Below are 24982 nucleotides of genomic sequence, written 5' to 3'. Positions count from 1 at the left end.
TCCATGGCCGATTGACCCGTTGGCGGCGATGGCGCACCATCGGACCCTGTTGACCGGCGACGGTGCCGGTCATTGACAATGATGGGGTAAGGATATGGTCGCCGAAATGTTCGCCGATGGCGTGGGACGGGTGGATTTCGTCAGCGGCGTGGTCCGCATCGAATTGGTGTCGCTGGAACCCGCCGAATCCGGACAGGGCAAGATGGAAGTGCGCCAACGCATCGCCATGCCGGTGGACGGCTTCCTGCATTCGCTGAACACCATGGGCGATCTGGTCAACAAGCTGGTGGAAGCCGGGGTGCTCAAGCGCAACGAGCAGAACGCCCCCACCGCCAAGAAATAGGCCACATGGCCCCTTGCCACTTCGCCGCCGCCCCCTGGGTCGGCGGCGTTTTTGCGCCCGTATTTACCCAGCATTTACACTTTCGCATGGGTGCATTGATCTTTCGCATATATTCGTTTTACACCAGAATCCTACACTCATGGGTAATGAGGCAGGCTGGGGGCCCACGCTCAATGGCATATTCTCTCTTACTCGACCCGACCGGGGTCATCATCCGGTTGACCGACAGCTTGATTGACGACGATTACGACCGTATCCAAGACGATTTCGAAGCCGCCATGGAGCGCGGGGCGGGGTACGTTATCTTGGACCTGGAGCAACTGGGCGGTGTGACAAACGCGGTGGTCGGATTGATCGGAACCCTGCGTTTGCAGTGCCGCCGCAGGGGGGCCGTTCTCGAACTGCGCAACGTTGGCCCCCGCCACATGGGAACCACCGACTCCCGTACCAAGAGCGATCTGCTGGGCGCGACGTTGTAAGGGCCGTTGCGGACAGCGCTCAATCATGCAAATGTCGTGGACAGATATTCCGCATGAGGGAGGCCCGAATGTTTCCGTCTTTCGACCCCAAGTTCTTCGAACAGTTCAGCCTTAACCCCGCCTCTTTCCTGACCAAGATTGCGGAATTCCAGCGTGCCAATTTCGAGGCTGCCCGCGAGATCGCCGAGAATAACACCAAGGCTTTTCAGCAATTGGCGTCCATCCGCGACCCGCAATCCTTCGTGACCATGCAGCCGGCCATTCTCCAGGCGGTGATCGAGCAGAACGCCCAGATCATGACCAATCTGTGGAGCTCGCTCGGCGACGACATGGCCCCCCAAGGCCCCAAGACCCGCCGCAAATAGGCCTTGCCCTTGCTCCTCCGGCCTTAGGTGGTTAGTGTAGCCGACCTTTCGACCTCGGCCGGAGAGTCTCTGCCTTGAAGTATGTGAGCACGCGCGGCAAAGCGCCTGTCCTTGATTTCGACGACGTCCTGTTGGCGGGCCTTGCCCGCGACGGCGGTCTGTATCTGCCCCAATCCTGGCCGAGCTTCAGCGGTGCCGAGATCAGGGCCATGCGCGGCCTGTCCTATGCCGAATTGGCCGCCCGCGTCATGCGCCCCTTCGTGGAAGGATGCCTGAGCGACGCCGAACTGGCCAAGCTCTGCGCCGAGTCCTATGCCGGTTTCACCCATCCCGCCGTGGCGCCCTTGAAGCAGTTGGGCCATAACCAGTGGGTGATGGAGCTGTTCCACGGCCCCACCCTGGCCTTCAAGGACTATGCCCTGCAACTGGTCGGCCGCCTGTTCGACCATGTTCTGAAAAAGAAGGGGCAAAAGGTCACCATCGTCGGCGCCACCTCGGGCGACACCGGATCGGCCGCCATCGAGGCCTGCCGCGACCGCGCTGCCGTTGATATCGTGATCCTGCATCCCAAGGGCCGGGTGTCCGAGGTGCAGCGGCGCCAGATGACCACGGTGCTGTCGTCCAATGTGCGCAATCTGGCGGTGGACGGCACCTTCGACGATTGCCAGGATCTGGTCAAAGCCCTGTTCAACGACGAAGCCTTCCGCGACGAGATGAACCTGTCGGCGGTGAACTCCATCAACTGGGCGCGCGTCATGGCCCAGATCGTCTATTATTTCGCCGCGGGCGTGGCGCTGGGCTCGCCCGATGTCCCCATGACCTTCTCGGTGCCCACCGGCAATTTCGGCAATGTCTTCGCGGGCTATGCCGCCAGGCTGATGGGGCTGCCCATCGACAAGCTGATCGTCGGCTCCAACACCAACGACATCCTGACCCGCTTTTTCGAGGGCGGGGTGATGAAGACCGACGGCGTCGTCCCCACCTTGTCTCCCAGCATGGATATTCAGGTTTCCTCCAATTTCGAGCGGCTGATGTATCTGTCCCTGGGCTCGGACGGAGCGGCGGTGGACAAGCTGATGGGCGAGTTCCGCGCCCACGGCGCCATGGTCATGCCGCAAGGAGCGTGGAGCGCCATGCGCGCGGTGTTCGAGGCCTATCGCTTCGACGACGAGGCCACCCTGGCCGCCATGCGGGCGTTGAAGCGCTCCACCGGCGAGACCCTGGACCCCCATTCGGTGATCGGTGTCGCCGCCGGGCTGAAGGGCCATTCGGCCAAGGATGCCACCGTGGTGGCGCTGGCCACCGCCCATCCGGCCAAATTCCCCGACGCGGTGGAACAGGCGACCGGCAGCCGCCCCCCCTTGCCGCCCCACATGGCCGATCTGTTCCAGCGGCCAGAGAGGCTGGACAGCCTCGCCAACGATGCCGAGGCGCTGAAGACCTATGTCCGGGCCTTCGCCGGTCGGGCAAAAGCATGAGCACCATCCGCGAAAGCGTCCTCGCCTCCGGCCTGAAGGTGGTCACCGATCCCATGGAAACGGTGGAAACCGTCTCGCTGGGCGTCTGGGTTGACGCGGGCACCCGCCATGAACCTTCCGTTCTCAACGGCGTCTCCCACCTGCTGGAGCACATGGCCTTCAAGGGCACCGAACGCCGTTCCGCCCAGGACATCGCCGAGGAAATGGATGCCTGCGGCGGCCACCTCAACGCCTATACCGCCCGCGACCACACCGCCTATTACGCCAAGGTGCTGAAGGAAGACGGCGGGCTGGCGCTGGACATCATCTCCGACATCCTGCAGCACTCCACCATGGACTCCGAGGAACTGGCCCGCGAACAGGCGGTGGTGGTCCAAGAGATCAACCAGGCGGTCGATACTCCCGACGACATCATCTTCGATCATTTCCAGGCCACCGCCTATCCCGACCAGCCCCTGGGCCGCGCCGTGCTGGGCACCGAGGAGCTGGTGCGCGGCATGAGCCGCGACAATGTGCTGGGCTATCTGCGCAGTCACTATTCGGCACCGCGCATGGTTCTGTCCGCCTCGGGGCGCATCGACCACGACCAGTTGGTGGACGCCGCCGAAGCCGCTTTCGCCGGTCTGCCCGCCCCGGCGGCGACGGCGACCGAGCGCGCCCATTATGTGGGCGGTGATTTCCGGGAAGAGCGCGACCTGGAACAGGTCCATGTGGTGGTGGGCTTCGACGGCATCGCCTATGACGATCCCGACTACTACTGCGCCTCGGTGCTGTCCACGTTGCTGGGCGGCGGCATGTCGTCGCGCCTGTTCCAGGAGGTGCGGGAAAAGCGCGGCCTCGTCTATTCCATCTATTCCTTCGCGTCGTCCTATGACGACGGCGGCCTGTTCGGCGTCTATGCCGGAACCGGCGAGAACGAAGTGGCCGAACTGATTCCGGTCATGTGCGAGGAAATCGTCAAGGTCGGCGCGGGTGTGCGCGACGACGAAGTCCATCGCGCCCGCGCCCAGCTCAAGGCCTCGATCCTCATGAGCCTGGAAAGCACCACCTCGCGCTGCGAGCAACTGGCCCGCCAGATCTCGGTCTATGGCCGCCCCATCCCGGTGGCCGAGGTGGTCGCCAAGGTGGAGGCCATCACCGCAGAAGACTGCGCCCGGGTGGCGCGCCGCCTGTTCGCCGGAACCCCGACCTTCGCCGCCATCGGCCCGCTGGCCAAGGTGGAAAGCTTCGATCAGGTGGCAGCGCGGCTGCGCTGATCCCCCCCCGCGACAAGGATTAAGGGCCGCCCCCGTGAGGGAGCGGCCCTTTTGGTCGCGAGGCCAGAGAACGTTCGTTCGGCCCCGCGCCCTGACTTATAGCGACCGCCGCGTGGGCGGACCTCTGCGGGCGAGACGCCCGCGCTCCTGGTAGAGCGTCCATTGTTGGAGCGCGGGCATCCTGCCCGCTTTCCAGACCTAAGCCCCCCCGTTCAGCTGCAGCCGGTGGTGCCACCGCAGGTGTCGCACTTCAGGCAGGTGCCGTTGCGCACCAGGGTGAAGTTGCCGCATTCGGGGCAGGCGTCGCCCTCGTAGCCCTTCATGCGGGCGGTGCGGATCTGTTCGGCGCGGGCGTCGAACTCCTGGATCAGGGCTTCGGTGTCGCCGCCGACGCTAACCACCGTCTGCGCCGCCGACGCCGCCAGCTGCATGCCGCCGGAAATGTCGGTGGACATGGAGGTCGGGCCGCCGCGCTTCAGGAACAGCAGGTTGGACGAGCGCACATAGCCCTTGGAGGCCACCTTCTCCACCACCGCCATGTGCTGGGCCTGCTGCTCCAGATGGCTTTCCGAGGCGCCGCGACCGACGGTGTCGGGGGTGAGGTCGGCCGGTTCCACATGGGCCAGATCGTTGCGGCCCAGATAGGAGATGGCCAGTTCGCGGAAGATATAGTCCAGGATGGAGGACGACATCTTGATGGTCTCGTTGCCTTCGACCATGCCCGAGGGCTCGAAGCGGGTGAAGGTGAAGGCCTCGACGAACTCTTCCAGCGGCACGCCGTATTGCAGGCCCACCGAGATGGCGATGGCGAAATTGTTCATCATGGCGCGGAAGGCGGCGCCTTCCTTGTGCATGTCGATGAAGATCTCGCCCAGCTTGCCGTCCTCGTATTCGCCGGTGCGCAAATAGACCTTGTGGCCGCCGACGATAGCCTTCTGGGTATAGCCCTTGCGGCGATCGGGCAGCTTGGAGCGGCGCTGCATCTGCACGATCCGCTCGACCACCCGCTCGGCGACGATCCCGGCCTTGGCCGCCATGGCGGCGTCGGCCAGTTCATCGGCCAGCGCCCCGGCATCATCCAGCAGCGAGGCCTGCAGCGGCTGGCTGAGCTTGGAGCCGTCGCGATACAGCGCGTTGGCCTTCACGCCCAGGCGCCAGGACAGCATGTAGGCTTCCTTGCAATCCTCGACGGTGGCCGAGTTGGACATGTTGATGGTCTTGGAGATGGCGCCCGAGATGAAGGACTGGGCGGCGGCCATCATGCGGATATGGGCATCCACCGACAGCGAGCGCTTGCCGATGCGGCCGCAGGGGCTGGCGCAATCGAACACCGCCAGATGCTCGGCGCGAAGATAGGGCGAGCCTTCCAGGGTCATGGCACCGGTGCAATGGGTATTGGCCAGCTCGATCTGTTCGCGGGTGAAGCCCAGCCATTCCAGCATGTCGAACGTGTAGTCGTTCAGCTTGGCCGCCGGGATGCCCAGGGTCTCGGTGCAGAACTGCTCGCCCAGGCCGTATTTGTTGAACACGAACTTGATGTCGAAGGCGGCTTCCAGCTGCGATTCGATCTTGTCCAGCGCCTCGTCGGTGAAGCCCTTGGCGCGCAAGGAGTCGTGGTTGATGTGGGGAGCGCCGCGCAAGGACGCGTGGCCCACCGCGTAGCGGATCATCTCGGCGATCTCTGCCTCGCCATAGCCCAGGGTGCGCAGCGCCTCGGGGACCATGCGGTTGATGATCTTGAAGTAGCCGCCCCCGGCCAGTTTCTTGAACTTCACCAGGGCGAAGTCGGGCTCGATGCCGGTGGTGTCGCAATCCATCACCAGACCGATGGTGCCGGTCGGCGCCACCACGGAGGTCTGGGCATTGCGGAAGCCGTGCTTCTCGCCCTTGGCCAGCGCCTCGTCCCAAGCCTGACGGGCGGCGGCCAGCAGCGGGGCGTCGGGGCAATTGGCGGCGTCCAGCGGAACCGGGAGCACCGACAGGCCCTCATAGCCGTTGCCCAGGCCTTGGGCGGCGCGGCGATGGTTGCGGATGACGCGCAGCATGGCGGCGCGGTTCTTCTCGAAGCCTTCGAAGGCGCCCAGCTCCTCGGCCATGTCGGCCGAGGTGGCATAGGCCTCGCCGGTGGTGAGCGAGGTGATGGCGGCGATCAGGGCGCGGCCGGTGTCGCTGTCATAGGGAATGCCGGACGCCATGAGCAGGCCGCCCACATTGGCATAGCCCAAGCCCAGGGTGCGGAACTCGTAGGATAGTTCGGCGATGCGGGGCGACGGGAACTGCGCCATCAGCACGGAGATTTCCAGCACCATGGTCCACAGCTTCACCGCGTGGCGATAGCCCTCCACGTCGAAGCTGCCATCCTCCTTGCGGAAGCACATCAGGTTCAGGGACGCCAGATTGCAGGCGGTGTCGTCCAGGAACATGTATTCCGAGCAGGGATTGGACGCGTTGATGCGGCCCGATTCGGGGCAGGTGTGCCACTCGTTGATGGTGGTGTCGAACTGGATGCCCGGATCGGCGCAGGCCCAGGCGGCCTCGCCGATCTGCTCCCACAGGTCGCGAGCCTTCAGCGTCTTGGCGATCTTGCCGTTCTTGCGATGGGACAGGTTCCAGTCGCCGTCGTTGATCACGGCGTTGAGGAAGCCGTTGTCGACGCGCACGGAATTATTGGAGTTCTGGCCCGACACGGTCAGATAGGCTTCCGAATCCCAATCGGTGTCCAGCACCGGGAAGTCGATCTGGGTATAGCCCTGCCTAGCGAACTGGATGACCCGCTGGATGTAGTTCTCCGGGATCTCGCACTTGCGGCCCTCGACGATGGCCTTCTTCAGGCGGGCATTGACCTTGGGGTCGAAGCGGCCGTCGCCATCGGCGCCGTCCCATTCGCGGCAGGCGGCCATGACCTCGGTCAGGGTGCGGGCGGCAAGGCGGGAACCGGCCACCAGGGCGGCCACCTTCTGCTCTTCGCGCACCTTCCAGTCGATGAACTTCTCGATATCGGGATGGTCCACGTCGACCACCACCATCTTGGCGGCGCGGCGCGTGGTGCCGCCCGACTTGATGGCGCCAGCGGCGCGGTCGCCGATCTTGAGGAAGCTCATCAGACCGGAGGACCGTCCGCCGCCCGACAGCTTCTCGCCCTCGCCGCGCAGCTTGGAGAAATTGGTGCCGGTGCCGGAACCGTACTTGAACAGGCGGGCCTCGCGCACCCACAGGTCCATGATGCCGCCTTCATTGACCAGATCATCCTCGATGGACTGGATGAAGCAGGCATGGGGCTGGGGATGCTCGTAGGCGGACTTGGACCGGACCAGCTTGCCGGTCTTGAAGTCCACATAGGAATGACCCTGGCCGGGGCCGTCGATGCCATAGGCCCAATGCAGGCCGGTGTTGAACCATTGCGGCGAGTTGGGGGCGCCCATCTGGCGGGCCAGCATATGGGCCATCTCGTCGCGGAAGGCCAGCGCGTCGGCCTCGCCGTCGAAATAGCCGCCTTTCCATCCCCAATAGGTCCAGGTTCCGGCCAGACGGTCGAACACCTGCTTGGCGCTGCGCTCGCCGACGATGCGTTCCTTCTCGGGCAGCTTGTCCAGGGCGTCGGAATCCGGCTCGTGACGGGACAGCCATTCGGGGACGTTCTTTTCGGCCGAGCGCTTCAGCTTGGCGGGAACCCCGGCCTTGCGGAAATACTTCTGGGCCAGAACGTCGCACGCCACCTGGGACCAGTCGGCCGGAACCTCGATATCGCCAGCGGAGAACACCACCGAACCGTCGGGATTGCGGATCTCGCTGCTGGCGTTGCGGAACTCGATGCCCGCATAAGCCGACTCACCGGTCTTGGTAAAATGACGCTGGACCCGCATTTGCTTCCCCTCTGTTCGACTGGTCTTGACCGACTCTGGGTCGAAGTGGCGCAATGACAGCGGGCATGCCGGTGCGGCAACATCCCCCCCTCCTGCGTCGCGCCACTAGATGTTGTGGCTCTCCCTCGACAGCGACGCATAAGCTATGTCAGCGGCGCCGGTTGCGTCAACAGCTACTTACAATTCATTCACAGCATATTGTGTCTGAATCTGTCTAAAATTGGCACGGATAGTATGGGAGGCGGCTCGGAAAGGCGCGGCGGCGGCCAAATCTCTGCGAGCCGATGCAACCCCTCTGGACGGAGGCATGGGGTTTTGCCTATAGTCCGCCACACATTTGCTTCGCGAGGACGATGATGGCGACGCTGGGCACCCTGCTTTACACTTGGACCAAGGGCAAGCTGGTCGGTACCGATACCACCGGCAACCGCTATTTCACCGAGCGCTCGGCCGCCAAGGGTCGGCGCACCAAGCGTTGGGTCTTGTTCAAGGGCAAGCCCGAGGCCTCCAAGATTCCGCCGGAATGGCATGCTTGGCTGCACTACACCTCGGACAAGCCGCTGACCGACGCCGCCCGGCAGTCCTGGCAAAAGCCGCACGAAGCCAACAAGACGGGTTCGCCGGACGCCTATCTGCCGCCGGGCCACGATCTGGCGGGCGGCGTGCGCGAGCGCGCCACCGGCGATTACGAGGCGTGGCGCCCTTAAATCCGGTCCGTTTTCAAAGGGGGTGGGAATGCCGAGCCGTAACGACCGCGACACCGTGACTGGCGGCGCCGTCGTTTTGGTCGGCGCCTTGCTGTTGACGCTGGCGTTTTCCATCGGCGGCAAGGCCACCGAATCCACCGACGGCTATACCTTGAAGGCCCGCTTCAACCGGGCCGACGGCATCAGCATCGGCAGCCAGGTCCGGCTGTCGGGCACCGTGGTCGGTCGCGTGGTGGAGCAAAGCCTGGACGACCGCTATCGCGCCGTGCTGACCCTGCGTCTGCGCCCCGACCTCCAACTGGCCAGCGATACCGCCGCCGTGATCTACACCGACGGCCTGCTGGGCGCCAAATTCGTCGAGCTTAAGCTGGGCGGCGAGGACAAGCTCCTGAAATCCGGCCAGGAAATCCAATATACCCAGGATGCGGTGGTGATCGAGGATCTGCTGGACATGATCATCCAGCAGGCGCGCTCCAAGCGCGGCTATCTCGACAAGCCTTTGCCGTCATCGACCAATTGAAGGACAGCCCATGGGACGGAACCTGATTGAAACCATCATGGGGGCGGTGGTGCTGGTGGTGGCGGGGTTCTTCCTGGTCTTCGCCTATAGCCACGCCAATTTCAAGAAGATCGAGGGCTATACGGTGACCGCCACCTTCACCAGCGTCGGCGGCCTGGATACCGGCGCCGACGTCAAGATCAACGGTATCAAGGTCGGCACCGTCCTGTCCCAGGGTCTGGACCCCCAGACCTATGACGCGGTGGTCAAGCTGACCATCTCCCATGGCATCCAACTGCCCGACGACACCGTGGCCAGCGTGTCCAGCGAGGGCCTGCTGGGCGGCAAGTTCGTCAAGCTGGCGCCGGGCAAGTCCAAGACCATGTTGGCCGCCGATTCCAATCTCGGCCCGACCAAGAACTTCAAGTCCATCGAGGAAATGGTGGGCAATCTGATCTTCCTGGCCACCGCCGACAACCAGCCCCCCGCCAAGGCCCCCCAAGCGGACGCGGCGCCGTCCAAATGAGGCGCGCGGTCCTCGCAGCCCTGCTTCTGCTCCCCGGCGCCGCCATGGCCCAGACGGGACACGGCGGCGATCTGGCCTATGACATCGCCATCCTGCAGGGCCTCGACAAGGTCACCGCCCGGGTCGTCACCATCGAGGCGCCGGTCGGCGTGCCCGTTCATATGGGGGCGCTGGAAATCGTGGCGCGGGCCTGCAAGAAGCGCCGCCCCGAGGATCAGCCGGAAAGCGCCGCCTTCCTCGATATCTGGGAGTTGCGCCCGGATCAACCGGCCGCCGGTCTGTTCCGAGGCTGGATGTTCGCCTCCAGCCCGGCCCTGTCGGCCATGGAACACCCGGTCTTCGACATCTGGGTGCTGGACTGCCGCAACGCCAAGGGGCGCTAGACCATCGAGGCCTCCCAGGGAACTTCGGGGCTGCGGTCGAAATAGGCGCGGCGCCGGATAGCGTCGGCCAGACGGGCCAGATAGTCGTCGCGGGGAATCTCCACCACGCCAAACTGCCGCAGATGGTCGGTGACGAACTGGACATCCAGCAAGGTGAAGCCCCCCCGCTTCAGCCGCGCCACCAGATGGACCAGAGCCACCTTGGAGGCGTCGGTGGCGCGCGAGAACATGCTTTCCCCGCAAAACGCGCCGCCCAGGGCAAGGCCGTAAAGGCCGCCCACCAGACATCCATCCCGCCAGGTCTCCACCGAATGGGCCAATCCCAGCCCGTGCAGGTCCACGAAGAGGCGAATGATCCCCTCGTTGATCCAAGTGTCGGGCCGATCCTCCGCCGCTTCGCCGCAAGCTCGCATGACCTGTTCGAACGCGCTGTCGCAGCGAATCTCGAACACGTCGGCCCGCAGGGTTTTCTTCAAGCTCTTGGAGATGTGGAAGCGCTCGAGCGGCAGGACGCCCCGCTCTTCCGGATCGATCCAATGGATCTTTGGGTCGTCACGGGTGCGCGCCATGGGGAAAATCCCCATGGCGTAAGCACGAAGCAGTATGTCTGGCGTCAGCGGACCCATTCACAATAGCTACCCCATTCGTCGTGGGACGCGAAAGCGGGAATTCCTAGGTAGGACGGACTGCCTGCCAGAATCGCGGATCGACCAGCGTATTTGCGGAAATGGTCATGGAACCGTTCTGACGCCCGCCATCGCGCAGCCGCGCATGGAGTATGCCGTCGACGGCGACCTTCAGGTCGAAAACCTCCCACACCTTGCCATGGGGCTCGCCCACCTTGATGAACCTGTCGCCCGCATGAACATTGGGAACGCTTTTCTTGACCATCAACCTTGCCACCTATTTTGCCGCATCGCAGCACAGCCTATCTCGGCGCGGCCGGAATGCAAAGGAACCCCTGCGTCATCCATCGCTTGATCGCCCCCGAAACCTTGCCGAGCCCGCGCATCTGCACATATAATGGGCCAGCGCCAAACTGCGCACAAAATTTATGCATGACGGGTGATCGGCATGAAGCCGGAAAAATTGCGGTGGGAGTTTTGGAGCGACGATCTGGCCGTCGGCCATGTCGCCATCGACGACGACCACAAGCGTATCTTGCAGTTCATCGCCCGCCTGCGAAATGCCTTCCAGATGGGAGAAGACGAGCAGGTGGTCGCCGACGGCATCAAAGTGATCGCCGATTACTCCGACAGCCATTTCGTGCGCGAGGAGCGCATGCTGGAAGCCGCAGGCTATGCCCATCTTCAGCAACATCGCGCCCGTCACGAAAGCTTTCGCGACTATGTGGCCTATGCCAACAGCGCCCAACACCCCATCGACCAGGGCGAACTGCTGTCCTATCTGGTGGACTGGTGGGTGGGCCATATCGCCGCCGAGGACAAGATGTACCGCTCCGCCCTGGTGGGCAAGGACGCGCTGATCGCAGCCGCCTTCGCCGAACCCTAAGACGAGAAGAGAAGCGCATGAGAATCGCCAATACCCCCATCCTGGCGGTGGACAGCTATAAGGCCAGCCACAAGTGGCAATATCCCGAGGGCACCGAATTGGTGTCCTCTTATATCGAGGCCCGCGCCAATAACAGTGGTCTCGACTTGCCCGGCACCGTCTTTTTCGGCTTGCAGCCGCTGCTGCGCCAATTGGCCGAGACGCCCATCACCGCCGACGATATCAAGCGTTCCGCCAAGGTCTTCGCCGCCCACGGCGTCCCCTTCTTCGAGGAAGGCTGGCGGTGGATCCTGACCCAGCATCAGGGCCGCTTGCCGGTGGAGATCCGCGCCGTCGCCGAAGGCACCGTGGTGCCGTTCAACAATGCCGTGGTGCAGGTGGTCAATACCGATCCCAAGGCCTATTGGCCGACCTCCTATATGGAAACCACGCTGCAGCGCGCCGTATGGTACGCCTCGACGGTGGCCACCGTGTCCTGGGCGGTCAAGCGCATCTTGCGGGAATTCTGGGCCAAGACCTCCGACGCGCCGGTGGAAAGCCTCGACTTCAAGCTGCACGACTTCGGGGCGCGGGGCGCCAGTTCGGCCGAAAGCGCGGCATTGGGCGGCATGGCCCATCTGGTCAACTTCAAGGGGACCGATACGGTCGAAGCCCTGCTGGCCGCCGACGAATTCTACGGCGAAGCCATGGCGGGCTTCTCCATTCCGGCCGCCGAGCATTCCACCATCACCAGTTGGGGCCGCGACGGAGAGGTCGCCGCCTATGCCAATATGCTGCGGCAATTCGGCGGACCGGGAAAGCTGGTGGCGGTGGTCTCGGATTCCTACGACGTCTTCCACGCCGTCGAGAAGCTGTGGGGCGAGGAACTGCGCTCTCAGGTTCTCGACATGGGCGGCACCTTGGTGATCCGCCCCGATTCCGGCGATCCGGTCGAGGTGGTGGCCAAGGTTCTGGCCCTGGCGGCCCAGGCCTTCGGCACCGAGACCAATTCCAAGGGCTATCGCGTCCTAAACCCGGCGGTGCGGGTGATCCAGGGCGACGGCGTCAATCCCCATTCCATCCGTGCCATCCTGGCCCGCTTGGCGGCGGACGGCTTCGCCATCGACAATATCGCCTTCGGCATGGGCGGCGCCCTGCTGCAAAAGGTGGATCGCGATACCTTCTCGTGGGCGATGAAAGCCTCGGCCATCCGCATCGGCGGAACCTGGCGCGACGTCTATAAGGAGCCGGTCACCGATCGCGGCAAGGGCTCCAAGCGCGGCCGCCTCGCCCTCGCCTTCGACGAGTCGGCGGGATGGCGGACGGTTCCGCTGGAGGACTGCGCCGAGGCGGACAACCGCCTGCGCCCCGTCTTCGTCGATGGCCGCCTCGTCGCCACGACCACCCTGGCCGAGGTTCGGGCTAGGGCAGAGGTTTAGGCTGGTAGAAGCGCCCCGCCCCCCCAACCCGCTTAAGCTCATAGGACCGATCCAACTCATCGAAGACGTTGTCGGCGAAATTGACGAATCGCTGAGGGGCCGTCAGGAGGCCGGGGGATTCCGGCACCGGGTGTTCGCGCACGCTTTTGATTTCCACCACCGCGATCTCGCGGCGGCGCAGCTTATCCACCAGCAGATCCTCGGGCAGCCGCCCGGTCAGCATGGCTTGCAACGCATTGTACGGATCCACCCACAGCCGCTTGCCGGCCCGATGGCACAGCAGCATGGATTCGCATAGGACGGGGCCTTCGATCCCCTTCATCCATTCAACGTCCTGGCGGAACAGCATCTCCCGCTCGCGGTAGTCGCCCAAGGCATCCACCGCCATGCGCCCCAGGGTCTGCGGCGTCAGAAGAAGCAGCCCGGCATTGGCCAAGACGGCCAGCGCCGCCGGGGCGAGCCTGGGAAGGTGGGCCTGCTGGCGCAGCCATGTGGCCGCCAGACCGACGCTCATGGACAGCGCGATCATGGCGTCGAAGAAAATGTTGTAGTCGACTCCCGCCCCGCCCGAGAACCCCATGCCCAATAGCAGACTGCCGACCAGATAGGCCGCCACCTTGACCTTGACCGAGGTCATGCGGGTCAGGGCGAAGAACAGCCCCGCCACCGCCAGCAGCGTCTGGAGATAGCCCAGCACCTCCTGGCTCAACAGGAAGCCCCGTGTCACGTCGTAGATGCGCGGCGCCAACAGGGCGGTGAAGAAGGCCGGGCCGAAGACCGCGTGGATGAGGGCGGCGGAAAGCCCCGCCAAGGCAAGCCCCACCCCAAGATAGGTCCAGCGCGACGCCGCCGGACCGCGCCACAGCACATGCATGGTGACCACCAGCGGCAGGATCAGGACGTTATGCTTGGTCAGCAATCCGGCCGAAAACAGCACGGCGATCACCGCCATGCGCCCCGGCGTGCCCCGCCCTCCGGCATAAAGCGCGAAGCCGACGCACAGAAAGGCCTCGGCCAGCAACTGCGGGTCATCGACGCCCACATAGTCGATGGCATAGGTGCAAAAGATGCCCAGGCAGGTCACCGAGGCCAGCATCGCGTCATTGCGCCCGCCACCCGCCCGCCGAACCACGACACCGCAACAGGCGGAAATCACCGCCACCGACAGCGCCGACAGCAGCCGACCAGCCAGCACCGGATCACCCAGCAGAACACCAAGCCCGCCCACCAGATAGAACGACAGCGGCGGGTAGTTATTGAGGAACAGAGGCCCCGGCGCCGTATAGGGCGATTCTCCGGCCATGGCCAGGGTCTGGAGAAAGGCGTTCCAGCCCTCGTTATAGTCGATCTCGAATTCGGCGAAGACGCGAACGCAGGGATAGGCGAACATAATCGCCGTCAACAGCGCGAGAGCAAGGACCGTTATCCGATAGGAGTCGAGCGTTCGCACCTTGTCTCGGCTCCCCTTGGCCAGTTCCACGGAGGGGTGGTGTAACGCGTCGGCCCTTCGGAGTCTAGTATGGCCTAAAGGCGATGATAGCCATGTCGTCGCGCCGATTCTGCCCGCCGCGATAGGTGCTCAGTGTCTCATCGATGCGGTCGAGTTGCCGCGACAGCGGCAATGTCTGCGACTCGGCGATCAACTCCACCAGACGGCGACGCCCGAACAGTCGGGGCGGCGATCCCCCCACATGGTCGGTCATGCCGTCGGTGAACATATAGACGGTGGTGTCGGGCTCAACTTGGAAAGCCTGATCGACAAAGGCGTCACGCGCCCCGCCGGTGCGGTAGCCCAACGACCGCCGACTGCCCTTGATCACCTTGGGCTTGCCCTGGACGGAAACGACGATGGGCATGTTTGCCCCGGCGAAGGTCAGCCGCCGCTCGTCGCCATCCCACAAGCAGATGGCGGCGTCGAGGCCGTCATCGCTGGTCCCGTCCGGGCGATCCTGGCGCAGTCTTTCACGCACCACCTTGTCCAGCCGCTCTAAAATGGCGGCGGGCAGCAAGTCGCCCCCCTCCATCAGGATGCGGTCCATGGCGGTGGCGACCACCACCGTCATGAAGGCCCCCGGCACGCCGTGGCCGGTACAGTCGGCCAGCAGGATCAGCGCCTTGCGGCCGAACGGGTGCAGCCAGTAATAATCGCCGCCCACCTGATGCAGGGGCTCCCAACGCACCTGGAATTTTGCCACCACCCCGTCCAGGCTGGCGGCGTCGGGCAACAACCCGTCCTGGATCTTGCGGGCATAGCCGATGCTGTCGAGCACCAGTCGGCTGGCTTTCTCCAGGGCGGCATTGTTCTCGATCAGCTTGGCCTGGGCGATTTCCAGTTCCTTCAGCAACCGCTTCGCCTCGTCACCGGACCGCAGCCCGTCCACCATGCGATTGAAGGCGGCGGCCACCTGACCGAGTTCGTCGCCGCTGGACCATTCCACCTCTGTCCAATTCTTGCACTCCACCTTGGCCATGGCGTCCAGCAACGCGGTCAGCGGCGCCACGATCAAACGACGGGTCGCGAGATGGATGGTGGCGAAGGTCACCAACAGCAAAGCCAGGATGGCGGCGGCGCCAATGCCGATCAGGCGCCTGGCGCTGGCATCGAGTTCCGCCTTCGAAAGAACAAGCTCGAACTCGCCGATCTTGCCGGGTCCGGACGGATCGGGAATAGGATAGCGGGCCCGAATCACCGGGCTGCCCTCGGCAGGGTCATCGCCATGCTGGAACGCCACCTGTCCGGTATCGTCAAGCACCCTGGCCATCAGAAAGCTGGCATCGCTTTCCACCGCCGACACCTGGGCCCGGTAGACGGCCTTGTCCAGATTCCACAGCGGCCGGGAAATGGCCTGCGCCGTCAGGGTCGCGATCAGTTGCGCCCGCGCCGTCAAGGCCTCCAACTGGGCGGAATAGTTCATCCACCCCACGACCAGCTGGGTCGCCAACACGGCCGCCACCACCACCGGCAAGGTGGCGGCGAAGACCTTGAAAGCCAGACTGTGGCCCTGTGTGAAGCGTGATCGCCCCGTCATGTCAATCCTTGATGCCGTAACCGCGCCACAGCTTTGTCAGGGTCTGATCCTTGGCCATGGACGCGAACAGACGATCCATATCCGCAACTGTCAAAGCGGCCCCGGGACGCACCAGGGCACGGTGAGCATAGCGCTGATCGAAGCGGTCGGAAACCAGGAGGCGTGAATCCGTCCCGGGATGGGACTTGAGGTAGCGCTTCAGATAGGCGTCGGTCACCACCGCCACATCGCCGCGATCCTTCAAGATCATCTCGATGCTGGCGGCGTTGTCGTTGACCAGGGTCATGCGATAGCGCGACGCCAGCAAAGCGGGGTCCGACTCGAAACCGGCGAAGCCATAATGGTAGCCCAGGATACCCACCATGCGCTTGCCCGCAAGATCGGTGAAATACTCCTGGCCGCGCCCGGCGGCGGCCTTGGCGATATACAACTCGCCGCCGTCCAGGAACACCTCGGAGACATCCACGGGAATCTTCTTGGCCGTCCAGCCCCAATCCGGGCTCTCGAAGAAGATGAGATCGAACTTGCGATCCTCGAAATCCTTGTAGCGGCGCGACGGAGAGGTCAGGACAAAGCGGAACTCGAAACGATCCTGATAGCGGTTCAAGGCGTCGATCAGCGCCAGGGTCAGGCCGGTTGTCTTGCCGTCCGCCTCGGCGTCCACGAAGGGACCGAACTCGTAGCCGCCGACGGTGACAATTTGACGCGCCCAGGCGGACGAGCCGATCACCATGGCCAAAACAACCACCAGCGCGCGCAGCATTCCCATCCCCGAATGTCACAGTGTGTCACCTGATGGCACTATGCCCCACGAGGCGGAAAAGCGAAAGAGCGGGCCGATCATGATAGCTATCTATTTGCCGGATGGTTGACATTTGCCATAGTTGGACTGGACCACAATAGCCGGGGATAGCGGGGATGACCTTCAAGTCCACCATCGACGATCGATATTTCGAGGATTACGTCAAGGGCGCTATCCATGAATTCGGCCGCTACGAGGTCACCGAGGCGGAGGTCATCGACTTCGCCAGCCGCTACGACCCGCAAGACTTCCACACCGACCCGCAGGCGGCGGCCAAGACGGTGTTCGGCGGCGTGATCGCCAGCGGCTGGCATACCTGCGGCATGATGATGCGCATGTATGCCGACCACTATTTGACCAAGGTCGCCAGCCTCGCCTCGCCGGGCCTGGACGCCTTGCGCTGGATCATGCCGGTAAGGCCCGGCGACGTGCTTTCGGTGCGCGTCACCATCGAGGAAGCGGTCCCGTCCAAGTCGAAACCCGACCGGGGGGTGGTCACCTCCTTCATCGAGACGCTGAACCAGAACGGCCAAGTGGTGATGTCCATGCGCGCCGTCAACATGGTGGCCCGCCGTCGCTAGCGCCGTGCGTCAGATGACGCGCGGCGCGATCAGCGGCCATTGAGGCCGCGGCCAAGACGCCGAAGGCGGCGCCCGGCGAGGGACAAAAAAGTGAGATCAGCGAACGCCGCGCTCGGCTCCGCTGGCGGCGATGATGTCGGCGACCTGCTTCTGGTTCTTGGCCAGCCAGTCGTTGAACTCCGCGATAACCTCCGGCGACTTGGCCGAGGACAGCAGATAGGAATCGTGGATATTGGGCAGCTTGGACGCGAAAACCAACCCGCCCTGCATGTTCAAGACCGTGTCGGCGACATCCAGCGCCACCGCCACATTGGCATAGGCGCCGTCGATACGGCCCGTCTGCAATTGCCGCAGCAGGGCTTCGAAACTTGGATTTTCGGTTAAGGTCACCTTGCCCGCAGCGATTCGATCCTGCCACGCAAAGGGGGTGAAACCGGCCACGGTGCCTATTCTGGTGACCGCATCCACGCCCATATGGGCGCGGTCTGCGCGCACGATGGTGCCGTCGATATAGGCGATCACCGGATCGGAATAGGCGATGGCGCGCTTGCCGCGAACCGCGGTCTGCCAGTTGGGGCTGTCGGGAAACTTAAGATCGATCCCGCCATGGATCAGTTCGGCCAGCAGCCGCTTGATGGGGAAGGCTTGGTAGCTCAGGCGATGCCCCTTGGCGGTAGCGAAGGCGTCAAGCACGGCCCTGCCCGCACCGATGAACTGTCCGTCGCGATAGCCGTAGACCGGGGAATAGTCGATGGCCTCCACCCCGACCACGAGGTCACGCGCATCCGCCATCCGCCCAAAAGGCAGAACGGCGCAAAGCGCCAATGCCGCCATCGCGGCCCAAGCTCGCCACTCTCGCATCTATTGCCTCGCTGGGATCCGCATGGTGGGATTGAAGCATGGCGACGTAAAATCTTCAACCTGAGCAAATGCACTCAGCGGCGGGGTGTCGGCTTCCAAGCGGCGACAAAGCCGTCAATCCCGCCGGGATCGATGCCCAGATCATCCAATTCACGGTGATCAAGACCGATCAATTCGGCGTGAAGGGCGCGGCGGGCGTTCAGCACCCCGATGGCGGCGACGATCCGTTGGCGCAAGACGCCCAGCAGAACCCGAAGCTGGGCGCCGTGGCGGGCTTGCGGCGCGGAATCGGCAACGCCGGGGCTCATGGTCGGGGAAAGGGACATGGCCGTAATCCTAACTTTGGAAGTCATTTAAACTAGATAGGCCGCTCTACCGCACCGCAGCAATGCATGAGGATGCATGGGCTCCCCGCGAAATCGCGGCCCTTCCAACTCTCGCGCCAGAGCGCTACCCTTGCCGTCCAACGCTATCGGGAGAATTCGCATGACCGGAACCGTCGCCGCCCGCCTGAAGGAGCTGGGGATCGAATTGCCCACCCCGGCCGCAGCCGTCGCCAATTATGTTCCGTTCGTGGTCACCGGCAGTCTGGTCTTCGTCTCGGGGCAATTGCCGCTTGAAGCCGGGAAGATGGCGGTGACCGGCAAGCTGGGCGATTCCGTGTCACTGGACGACGGCGTTCGCGCCGCCCGCCTGTGCGGCCTTAACCTGCTGGCCCAGGCCAGGGCGGCGGCGGGAGGCGCGTTGGACCGGGTTCGGCTGATTCGCTTGACCGCCTTCGTGGCCAGCACGCCGTCTTTCACCGATCAGCCCAAGGTGATCAACGGCGCCTCGGATCTGATGGTCCAGGTTCTGGGCGAGGCCGGGCGTCACGCCCGTGTCGCGGTGGGCGCGCCAGCCTTGCCGCTGGACGCGGCGGTGGAGATCGAGGGAATTTTCGAGTTGCGCTAAACCTCGGCGGCGACCAAGAGGATATCGCCACAGCCGATAGCGCGGTCCTTGCCGTTCTTCTTGGCGGCATACATGCGCTGGTCGGCCTTTTCCACCAGATCGCTCCAGGTTTCGCAGCCGTCGATCAGCCGCTCCGCCACACCGATGGAGGCGGTCAGCGGCTTGCTTTCGGGGCGGATGCCCAAACCGGTCTGACGCATGCGGCTGACGGCCATCATGGCCCCCGACGGATCGGTATGGGGCATGACCACCAGAAATTCCTCGCCACCCCAACGGATCAGGATATCGCCGCGCCGAAGCACCTTGCGCAAGAAGGCCGAGGCGCCGCGAAGCGCGTTGTCGCCCTCTTCATGGCCGTATTTGTCGTTGATGGACTTGAAGTCATCCAGATCGATAAAGGCCAGCGCCATGGGCGATTGCGCCCGCACGGCGGAGATGAATTGCTGCGCCAGCATTTCCTCGCCGACCCGGCGATTATAGGCGCGGGTCAACCCGTCATGGGAGGACTGGTCCACCAATTGGCTCATGAAATGAAGCTGGCTCATGCCGGCCAGGGTCGAGACCGAGGCCAGCAGCAACAGCAGCCATTGCGCCCCCAGATGGGACGCGAAGGGCAGCAATTGATAGCCCAGGACGCCGGTCAGGAAATAGGCGAGCACCAGGGGAAGCCCCAGCAGCGCGCCTTCGACGGCGGTGATGGGAAACACCGACAGCCCCGCCACCATGACGAAGGGCAGGAAGGCGTATCCGGCCGCGATCACCTGCTGCGCCGGATCGGTGATGGCGAACTGGCCCAGCAGGGGATGGCTGATCAGGAAGAAGACGGTGGGGATCACCAGCAACCAGACCATTCCCCAGCGCGCCAAGACCACACTGTCCGACCCACGGAACGACAGCGCCAGAACCGCGAAGGCGATACAGGCGAGAACGCGCAGCGCGGCCAGATACATGGCAAGCGCCGTCTCGAAGATGAAGAGGTCGACCGGGATCCACAACGGCGTCAGGACGGCGAAGGTCGCCGCCACCAAACGAACGCGCGACAAGATCAAAAGTGCCCGTCGTCGCTGCACGAAAGCCGACTGCCGCGTCGGCAGGAACAGATCGAAAATCTCGGCCATGGTCATGCCCGAGAACACGACGGCAAGGACTTTCTTTATAAACTCTTTAATAACAAGCACCTGTGGGTATCCTTTTGACCTAGCAGGCCATGGCTGACCGTAATGCCTGGCTGGAATCGTTGCAAGTGAAAGAACCAGATGCCACCGGCCGTCCGCCGCCGCCGAAAGCCGCCCCGCCCCCGTGTTCATGTTTTGTATTGACATTTTCTCTCAATGGTTATATTAAAGCCTCACCCACACCACATCCGCGCCCGGACACCGCCCACGGTTCCGGGCGTTTTTCATGTCCAACGCGCCCTGCTTGCGCCCGGCCCGCTTGGCGGCCGCGGCTGGTGTCGAGGCATGCCCGGATGCGCGCAATCCAAAGGAGTTCCCCATGCCCCCCTTCAAGTTGAGACAGACCATCGACCCCGCCAGCTCGGCGCATCCCGACGATCTGGTGGAGACCAAGACCGCCCTGAACCGGCTCGGTCATTATACCCCACCCACCGGGGTGATCGATGTGGCCGCCCACGACCGCTCTTCCCCCGGCGGCGGCACCCAAGCCTGGAAAGGCAAGAGCAACGAAGCCTTCCGCCAGAAGATCGCCGAATCGGAACAGAGCGCCGACAAACCCAACAACGGCTATGGCGAGGAACACGACACAAGCCACGCCCTCGGCCGCTATCAGTTGATGCGCGACACCCTGAAACAGATCGGCTGGAAGGAGAACGGCCGCTGGACCGACAAGGCCCGCCGGGAGGGTGTCGCCACCGATCAGGACTTCAAGACCAATCCCGAAGCCCAGGAAAAGGCGCTGACCGAGGCCATGCGCGACTACGAGCGACAGGCCAAGGCCAAAGGGGCCCTGGATCAGGCCGGCAAGACCTATACCGGCACCGACGGCAAGCCGGTCATGATCACCGAGGGCGGCATCGTCGCCGCCTCCCACCGCGAGGGTGCCGGGGCGACTCATGCCTACCTCGCACGCCGGGCCGCCGGACGCATCGCCAAAGATTCAAAAGTGCAAGCATCGGATATCCGCATCCAAAAACGATTGCGCGATTATCAGTCGGCGCCTTACCATCGTGGCGAATGGTAGCATCGGGATCTTTCTCGCATGATCAAGCGCATCCTGCTTTGCGCGATCCTGTTTCTCCTCGCCCCGCCGACCCCGTCGTGGGGCGAGGAGGCCTGCACCGTCCTATTCCACCCCCTGACCAAGAAAAAGGACATCGCCTTCGCGTTGAACGTACTAAAGCGTCAATATCCAGACGAAATACCATCTTTCGAGGACCAGTTGAAGGAACGCGGAGAGTTCAAGATCGCCTATGTCGACCTGAACCTGGATGGCCAAAAGGAGATGATCCTTCTGGCTGAGCTTCCCACCCGTTGCGGAAACCCCGGCTGCGACGCCACCATTCTTCAACGCCGTGGCAACAAATGGGTCAGGATCGGCGGCGGTCTCATGCCGGAGTTCGGCGTGGAGGTTCGGTCGCCCCCCATCAATGGCTGGCGCTATCTCACCTATTGCGAGACCCGCGATGACACGACCCTGGTCTATGATCCCAAGCTGGACTCCTACCACGAATCCCCCGAACTGAATCGCAAAATCGCCGATGGCAGGCCTTATTGCCGAGCGGTCACCTGCACCCATGGCCATGATTGCCCGCCGGAATATTATGCCCCCCCGCCCCCACCTTGCCGATAGGGAGACCAATTTCCAAACCGATACGCCATTGACGGCCCGGCCCCTAATTCGGTATTACAATACCTAATTAAACCGCCGAGGCCTCTCATGCCGCAAAGCCGCAATGCCCAGTCCCTGGCCGAACGCGTCGCTGCCGCCATCGGCGAGCGCGAGGCGGTGTCGCGCTTTCTGGGCATTTCACTGGACGAGGTCGGACCGGGCCATGCCACGCTGTCCATGACGGTGAGCCCGGACATGTTGAACGGGGTGGGCACCTGCCACGGCGGCATGTCCTATACCTTGGCCGACACCGCATTCGGCTATGCCTGCAGCTCCGGCAACCGCATCGGCGTCGCCGTATCGTGCACCATCACCTATCCGGCCGCCGCCAAGCTTGGCGACCGGCTTACCGCCCGGTGCCGCGAGGTCCATTGCAAGGGCCGCAGCGGAACCTATGACTGCACCGTCACCTCCCAGACCGGCGAGGTGGTGGCGCTGTTCCGCGGCCAATGCCGCTTTATCCAAGGCCATATCGTCGAAGGGAATGAATGATGTTCGAAGCGCTGATCTGCGACGCGATCCGCACCCCCGTCGGCCGTTACGGCGGCGTGTTGTCGGGCGTGCGCACCGACGATCTGGCCGCCCATCCCATCAAGGCGCTGATGGCGCGCAATCCCGGCCTGGACTGGTCGCTGTTGGACGAGGTGATCTACGGCTGCGCCAATCAGGCGGGCGAGGACAACCGCAATGTGGCGCGCATGGCCTCGCTGCTGGCCGGTCTGCCCATGGAGGTGGGCGGCACCACGCTGAACCGCCTGTGCGGCTCGGGCATGGACGCGGTGGGCTACGCGGCGCGCGCCATCATGACCGGCGAGGCCCAGCTCAACATCGCGGGCGGGGTGGAAAGCATGAGCCGCGCCCCCTTCGTCATGCCCAAGGGCGACAGCGCCTTTTCCCGCGACGCCCGCATCTATGACACCACCATCGGCTGGCGCTTCGTCAACGCGCTGATGGAAAAGCAGTACGGCACCGATTCCATGCCGGAAACCGCCGAGAACGTGGCCGCCGAATTCGCCATCTCGCGCGAAGACCAGGACGCCTTCGCCCTGACCAGCCAAGCCAAGGCCTCGGCCGCCCAGGCCAACGGCCGCCTCGCCCAGGAAATCGCCCCGGTCACCATTCCCGGCCGCAAGGGCGAAAGCACCGTGGTCGATAAGGACGAGCACCCCCGCGCCACCACCATCGAGGCGCTGGCCAAGCTGAAGGCGCCGTTCCGGGCCGGTGGCTCCGTCACGGCGGGCAATGCCAGCGGTGTCAACGACGGCGCCTGCGCCCTGCTGCTAGCCTCGCGTCCGATGGCCGAGCGCCTGGGCCTTACCCCCATGGCCAAGATCGTCGGCATGGCCACCGCTGGCGTGCCGCCGCGCATCATGGGCATCGGACCGGTCCCGGCCAGCAAGAAGCTGCTGGACCGCCTCGGGCTCACCATGGCCGATATCGACCTGATCGAGTTCAACGAAGCCTTCGCCGCCCAGGCGCTGGCCTGCACCCGCCAGTTGGGGCTCAAGGACGGCGATGCCCGGCTCAACCCCAATGGCGGCGCCATCGCCCTGGGCCATCCGCTGGGCATGACCGGCGCCCGGTTGATCACCACCGCCGCCTATCAGCTTAAAATCACCGGCGCCAAGCGGGCCTTGTGCTCCATGTGCATCGGCGTCGGCCAGGGCATCGCCATGGTCATCGAGAGCGTTTAAACCTTATAAAATCCGGCGAAGACCCCGTCAGAGGGTCTCGCCCCTTCGGGAGGGTATCATGTCCAATTCCGCCAGCCGGCTGGTTCCGCCGGCCAAAGACCTGCTCGACCCCATCGAGATCGCCAGCCGGGACGAGATCACCGCGCTGCAGACCAGCCGCATGAAGTGGTCGCTGACCCACGCCTATAACAACGTGGAGCACTACCGCAAGAAGTGCCAGGACAAGGGCGTCACGCCCGACGACTTCAAGGAATTGAAGGATCTGGCCAAGTTCCCCTTCACCACCAAGTCGGACCTGCGCGACACCTACCCCTTCGGCATGTTCGCCGTGCCCATGGAGGACGTGGTCCGCGTCCACGCCAGTTCCGGCACCACCGGCAAGCCCACCGTGGTCGGCTATACCCAGAACGACATCACCATGTGGTCCGACGTCATGGCGCGCTCCATCCGCGCCGCTGGCGGCCGCAGGAAGGACAAGTGCCACATCTCCTACGGCTACGGCCTGTTCACCGGCGGCCTGGGCGCCCATTACGGCGCCGAGCGGCTGGGCTGCACCGTCATTCCCATGTCGGGCGGCCAGACCGAGAAGCAGATCCAGTTGATTCAGGACTTCAAGCCCGAGATCATCATGGTGACGCCCAGCTACATGCTGGCCATCGCCGACGAGATGGACCGCATGGGCGTCGATACCAAGACCTGTTCGCTGGAAATCGGCATCTTCGGCGCCGAGCCCTGGACCGGCGCCATGCGCGAGGAAATCGAGGCCCGCATGGGCATCCAGGCGGTGGACATCTACGGCCTGTCCGAGGTCATCGGCCCCGGCGTCGCCTGCGAATGCGTCGAGACCAAGGACGGGTTGCATCTGTGGGAAGACCACTTCTATCCCGAGATCATCGATCCCCATACCGGCGAGGTGCTGCCCGACGGCTCCATGGGCGAACTGGTGTTCACCAGCCTGTCCAAGGAAGCGCTCCCCATCATCCGCTATCGCACCCGCGACCTGACCCAGCTTTTACCGGGCACGGCGCGGACCATGCGCCGCATGGGCAAGATCACCGGCCGCTCCGACGACATGCTGATCATTCGCGGCGTCAACGTCTTCCCCACCCAGGTGGAGGAACTGATCCTCAAGGACTATCGCCTCGCGCCGCACTACCAGCTGGAAGTGACCCGCGACGGCCACCTGGATTCGGTGACGGTCAACGTGGAGGTCCGCGCCGACCAGCCCTTCGACGATTCAGCCCTGGAGGCGGCGTCCAAGGACTTGCAGCACCACATCAAGAGCTTCATCGGCATCAGCACCAAGGTCAACGTGCTGGCGCCCAACTCCATCGAGCGCAGCATGGGCAAGGCTAGGCGCGTCATCGACAAGCGCCCCAAGGCTTAAC

General features: G+C 64.0%; 27 protein-coding genes. 18 read left to right on the top strand and 9 right to left on the bottom strand.

Annotated elements, in window-relative coordinates; all coding sequences use genetic code 11:
* Positions 1-94: 94 nt before the first annotated feature.
* The 5 genes from CU669_RS13260 to CU669_RS13240 all read left to right on the top strand — a co-directional run bounded on the left by CU669_RS13260 (position 95) and on the right by CU669_RS13240 (position 3921).
* Complete coding sequence (locus tag CU669_RS13260; RefSeq protein ID WP_112145465.1) at positions 95-343, top strand: hypothetical protein; 249 nt, start codon at positions 95-97, stop codon at positions 341-343.
* Between the two features lie 173 nt (positions 344-516).
* Positions 517-822, top strand: a complete 306-nt coding sequence (locus tag CU669_RS13255; RefSeq protein WP_146747740.1) for an STAS domain-containing protein — start codon at positions 517-519, stop codon at positions 820-822.
* 68 nt (positions 823-890) lie between these two features.
* Positions 891-1187: a phasin family protein gene (locus CU669_RS13250; RefSeq protein WP_112145461.1), complete on the top strand. Its 297-nt coding sequence runs from the start codon at positions 891-893 to the stop codon at positions 1185-1187.
* A gap of 74 nt (positions 1188-1261) precedes the next feature.
* A complete protein-coding gene (gene thrC / locus CU669_RS13245) occupies positions 1262-2665 on the top strand; it encodes a threonine synthase (protein WP_112145459.1) in 1404 nt (467 codons plus the stop codon).
* Positions 2662-3921, top strand: coding sequence for a M16 family metallopeptidase (locus tag CU669_RS13240; RefSeq protein WP_112145457.1), 1260 nt, complete (start codon positions 2662-2664; stop codon positions 3919-3921). Before thrC ends, CU669_RS13240 begins: the two co-directional genes overlap by 4 nt.
* Before the next feature lie 212 nt (positions 3922-4133).
* On the opposite strand, the gene CU669_RS13235 is transcribed toward CU669_RS13240, so the two are convergent.
* On the bottom strand, positions 4134-7784 hold the full coding sequence (locus CU669_RS13235) for a vitamin B12-dependent ribonucleotide reductase (RefSeq protein WP_112145455.1): 3651 nt from the start codon (positions 7782-7784) through the stop codon (positions 4134-4136).
* Positions 7785-8140: 356 nt separating this feature from the next.
* Between CU669_RS13235 and CU669_RS13230 the strand changes: the two genes are divergently transcribed.
* From CU669_RS13230 to CU669_RS13215, 4 genes are read left to right on the top strand one after another with little or no spacing between them, the layout of a single operon-like run.
* Positions 8141-8491 carry an NADH:ubiquinone oxidoreductase subunit NDUFA12 gene (locus CU669_RS13230; protein WP_112145638.1) on the top strand — a complete coding sequence of 117 codons (351 nt, stop codon included), beginning with the start codon at positions 8141-8143 and terminating at the stop codon, positions 8489-8491.
* A gap of 28 nt (positions 8492-8519) precedes the next feature.
* The gene (gene mlaD / locus CU669_RS13225) at positions 8520-9011 is read left to right on the top strand and encodes an outer membrane lipid asymmetry maintenance protein MlaD (RefSeq protein WP_112145452.1); all 492 of its coding nucleotides are present in this window, start codon (positions 8520-8522) and stop codon (positions 9009-9011) included.
* A gap of 10 nt (positions 9012-9021) precedes the next feature.
* Positions 9022-9516, top strand: a complete 495-nt coding sequence (mlaD, locus tag CU669_RS13220) for an outer membrane lipid asymmetry maintenance protein MlaD (RefSeq protein ID WP_112145450.1) — start codon at positions 9022-9024, stop codon at positions 9514-9516.
* Entirely contained in the window at positions 9513-9899 is a 387-nt protein-coding gene (locus tag CU669_RS13215; protein ID WP_112145448.1) for a DUF2155 domain-containing protein, read from the top strand. Before mlaD (CU669_RS13220) ends, CU669_RS13215 begins: the two co-directional genes overlap by 4 nt.
* Here the strand turns inward: CU669_RS13215 and aat are convergent.
* Together aat and CU669_RS13205 are read right to left on the bottom strand one after the other, a co-directional pair.
* On the bottom strand, positions 9896-10525 hold the full coding sequence (aat, locus tag CU669_RS13210) for a leucyl/phenylalanyl-tRNA--protein transferase (protein WP_112145446.1): 630 nt from the start codon (positions 10523-10525) through the stop codon (positions 9896-9898). The two genes, CU669_RS13215 and aat, sit on opposite strands and share 4 nt — an antisense overlap.
* Positions 10526-10571: 46 nt before the next feature.
* A complete protein-coding gene (locus CU669_RS13205) occupies positions 10572-10790 on the bottom strand; it encodes a hypothetical protein (protein ID WP_112145444.1) in 219 nt (72 codons plus the stop codon).
* Positions 10791-10973: 183 nt separating this feature from the next.
* Here CU669_RS13205 and CU669_RS13200 point away from each other — a divergent pair, with 183 nt between their 5' ends.
* Both CU669_RS13200 and CU669_RS13195 read left to right on the top strand, forming a co-directional pair.
* The gene (locus CU669_RS13200; RefSeq protein WP_146747739.1) at positions 10974-11411 is read left to right on the top strand and encodes a bacteriohemerythrin; all 438 of its coding nucleotides are present in this window, start codon (positions 10974-10976) and stop codon (positions 11409-11411) included.
* 17 nt (positions 11412-11428) lie between these two features.
* Positions 11429-12829: a nicotinate phosphoribosyltransferase gene (locus CU669_RS13195; RefSeq protein ID WP_112145440.1), complete on the top strand. Its 1401-nt coding sequence runs from the start codon at positions 11429-11431 to the stop codon at positions 12827-12829.
* Here CU669_RS13195 and CU669_RS13190 read toward each other — a convergent pair.
* The 3 genes from CU669_RS13190 to CU669_RS13180 form a co-directional block, all read right to left on the bottom strand.
* Positions 12813-14279 (bottom strand): glycosyltransferase family 39 protein, encoded by a 1467-nt coding sequence (locus tag CU669_RS13190; protein WP_112145637.1) that lies wholly within the window; start codon positions 14277-14279, stop codon positions 12813-12815. The genes CU669_RS13195 and CU669_RS13190 overlap by 17 nt on opposite strands.
* A gap of 64 nt (positions 14280-14343) precedes the next feature.
* Positions 14344-15858, bottom strand: a complete 1515-nt coding sequence (locus CU669_RS13185; protein WP_112145438.1) for a SpoIIE family protein phosphatase — start codon at positions 15856-15858, stop codon at positions 14344-14346.
* A 1-nt stretch (position 15859) separates the two neighbouring features.
* Complete coding sequence (locus CU669_RS13180) at positions 15860-16621, bottom strand: substrate-binding periplasmic protein (protein ID WP_112145635.1); 762 nt, start codon at positions 16619-16621, stop codon at positions 15860-15862.
* 155 nt (positions 16622-16776) lie between these two features.
* On the opposite strand from CU669_RS13180, the gene CU669_RS13175 reads away from it, so the two are divergent.
* Positions 16777-17241, top strand: a complete 465-nt coding sequence (locus CU669_RS13175; RefSeq protein WP_112145436.1) for a MaoC family dehydratase — start codon at positions 16777-16779, stop codon at positions 17239-17241.
* Between the two features lie 96 nt (positions 17242-17337).
* Here the strand turns inward: CU669_RS13175 and CU669_RS13170 are convergent, their stop codons facing one another.
* Positions 17338-18033, bottom strand: a complete 696-nt coding sequence (locus tag CU669_RS13170) for a substrate-binding periplasmic protein (protein WP_239988713.1) — start codon at positions 18031-18033, stop codon at positions 17338-17340.
* A 143-nt stretch (positions 18034-18176) separates the two neighbouring features.
* Positions 18177-18428: a DUF1127 domain-containing protein gene (locus tag CU669_RS13165; RefSeq protein ID WP_112145432.1), complete on the bottom strand. Its 252-nt coding sequence runs from the start codon at positions 18426-18428 to the stop codon at positions 18177-18179.
* A 160-nt stretch (positions 18429-18588) separates the two neighbouring features.
* On the opposite strand from CU669_RS13165, the gene CU669_RS13160 reads away from it, so the two are divergent.
* Entirely contained in the window at positions 18589-19053 is a 465-nt protein-coding gene (locus tag CU669_RS13160) for a RidA family protein (protein ID WP_112145430.1), read from the top strand.
* Here the strand turns inward: CU669_RS13160 and CU669_RS13155 are convergent.
* On the bottom strand, positions 19050-20231 hold the full coding sequence (locus CU669_RS13155; protein ID WP_239988712.1) for a GGDEF domain-containing protein: 1182 nt from the start codon (positions 20229-20231) through the stop codon (positions 19050-19052). The two genes, CU669_RS13160 and CU669_RS13155, sit on opposite strands and share 4 nt — an antisense overlap.
* 316 nt (positions 20232-20547) lie before the next feature.
* On the opposite strand from CU669_RS13155, the gene CU669_RS13150 reads away from it, so the two are divergent.
* The 5 genes from CU669_RS13150 to paaK all read left to right on the top strand — a co-directional run bounded on the left by CU669_RS13150 (position 20548) and on the right by paaK (position 24981).
* Positions 20548-21252, top strand: a complete 705-nt coding sequence (locus CU669_RS13150; protein ID WP_146747738.1) for a hypothetical protein — start codon at positions 20548-20550, stop codon at positions 21250-21252.
* Positions 21253-21270: 18 nt separating this feature from the next.
* Positions 21271-21861, top strand: coding sequence for a hypothetical protein (locus CU669_RS13145; protein ID WP_112145426.1), 591 nt, complete (start codon positions 21271-21273; stop codon positions 21859-21861).
* 87 nt (positions 21862-21948) lie between these two features.
* Entirely contained in the window at positions 21949-22392 is a 444-nt protein-coding gene (gene paaI, locus CU669_RS13140) for a hydroxyphenylacetyl-CoA thioesterase PaaI (protein WP_112145424.1), read from the top strand.
* Complete coding sequence (gene pcaF / locus CU669_RS13135) at positions 22392-23594, top strand: 3-oxoadipyl-CoA thiolase (RefSeq protein ID WP_112145631.1); 1203 nt, start codon at positions 22392-22394, stop codon at positions 23592-23594. Before paaI ends, pcaF begins: the two co-directional genes overlap by 1 nt.
* A gap of 58 nt (positions 23595-23652) precedes the next feature.
* On the top strand, positions 23653-24981 hold the full coding sequence (paaK, locus tag CU669_RS13130; RefSeq protein ID WP_112145422.1) for a phenylacetate--CoA ligase PaaK: 1329 nt from the start codon (positions 23653-23655) through the stop codon (positions 24979-24981).
* The last annotated feature ends 1 nt before the right edge of the window (position 24982 follow it).

It is taken from the genome of Paramagnetospirillum kuznetsovii, from assembly GCF_003284725.1.
Lineage (GTDB): Bacteria > Pseudomonadota > Alphaproteobacteria > Rhodospirillales > Magnetospirillaceae > Phaeospirillum > Phaeospirillum kuznetsovii.
This window is presented reverse-complemented; position numbering and strand designations above follow the sequence as displayed.

Coding starts and splice junctions, on each gene's coding strand:
- CU669_RS13170 (WP_239988713.1), bottom strand. CDS start 18,033: ATGGCGGATGCGCGTGACCTCGTGGTCGGGGTGGAGGCCATCGACTAT.
- pcaF (WP_112145631.1), top strand. CDS start 22,392: ATGTTCGAAGCGCTGATCTGCGACGCGATCCGCACCCCCGTCGGCCGT.
- CU669_RS13250 (WP_112145461.1), top strand. CDS start 891: ATGTTTCCGTCTTTCGACCCCAAGTTCTTCGAACAGTTCAGCCTTAAC.
- paaK (WP_112145422.1), top strand. CDS start 23,653: ATGTCCAATTCCGCCAGCCGGCTGGTTCCGCCGGCCAAAGACCTGCTC.
- CU669_RS13205 (WP_112145444.1), bottom strand. CDS start 10,790: ATGGTCAAGAAAAGCGTTCCCAATGTTCATGCGGGCGACAGGTTCATC.
- CU669_RS13195 (WP_112145440.1), top strand. CDS start 11,429: ATGAGAATCGCCAATACCCCCATCCTGGCGGTGGACAGCTATAAGGCC.
- paaI (WP_112145424.1), top strand. CDS start 21,949: ATGCCGCAAAGCCGCAATGCCCAGTCCCTGGCCGAACGCGTCGCTGCC.
- CU669_RS13200 (WP_146747739.1), top strand. CDS start 10,974: ATGAAGCCGGAAAAATTGCGGTGGGAGTTTTGGAGCGACGATCTGGCC.
- mlaD (WP_112145452.1), top strand. CDS start 8,520: ATGCCGAGCCGTAACGACCGCGACACCGTGACTGGCGGCGCCGTCGTT.
- CU669_RS13240 (WP_112145457.1), top strand. CDS start 2,662: ATGAGCACCATCCGCGAAAGCGTCCTCGCCTCCGGCCTGAAGGTGGTC.
- mlaD (WP_112145450.1), top strand. CDS start 9,022: ATGGGACGGAACCTGATTGAAACCATCATGGGGGCGGTGGTGCTGGTG.
- CU669_RS13260 (WP_112145465.1), top strand. CDS start 95: ATGGTCGCCGAAATGTTCGCCGATGGCGTGGGACGGGTGGATTTCGTC.
- aat (WP_112145446.1), bottom strand. CDS start 10,525: ATGGGTCCGCTGACGCCAGACATACTGCTTCGTGCTTACGCCATGGGG.
- CU669_RS13215 (WP_112145448.1), top strand. CDS start 9,513: ATGAGGCGCGCGGTCCTCGCAGCCCTGCTTCTGCTCCCCGGCGCCGCC.
- CU669_RS13255 (WP_146747740.1), top strand. CDS start 517: ATGGCATATTCTCTCTTACTCGACCCGACCGGGGTCATCATCCGGTTG.
- CU669_RS13145 (WP_112145426.1), top strand. CDS start 21,271: ATGATCAAGCGCATCCTGCTTTGCGCGATCCTGTTTCTCCTCGCCCCG.
- CU669_RS13175 (WP_112145436.1), top strand. CDS start 16,777: ATGACCTTCAAGTCCACCATCGACGATCGATATTTCGAGGATTACGTC.
- CU669_RS13180 (WP_112145635.1), bottom strand. CDS start 16,621: ATGCTGCGCGCGCTGGTGGTTGTTTTGGCCATGGTGATCGGCTCGTCC.
- CU669_RS13235 (WP_112145455.1), bottom strand. CDS start 7,784: ATGCGGGTCCAGCGTCATTTTACCAAGACCGGTGAGTCGGCTTATGCG.
- CU669_RS13185 (WP_112145438.1), bottom strand. CDS start 15,858: ATGACGGGGCGATCACGCTTCACACAGGGCCACAGTCTGGCTTTCAAG.
- CU669_RS13165 (WP_112145432.1), bottom strand. CDS start 18,428: ATGTCCCTTTCCCCGACCATGAGCCCCGGCGTTGCCGATTCCGCGCCG.
- CU669_RS13150 (WP_146747738.1), top strand. CDS start 20,548: ATGCCCCCCTTCAAGTTGAGACAGACCATCGACCCCGCCAGCTCGGCG.
- CU669_RS13230 (WP_112145638.1), top strand. CDS start 8,141: ATGGCGACGCTGGGCACCCTGCTTTACACTTGGACCAAGGGCAAGCTG.
- CU669_RS13160 (WP_112145430.1), top strand. CDS start 18,589: ATGACCGGAACCGTCGCCGCCCGCCTGAAGGAGCTGGGGATCGAATTG.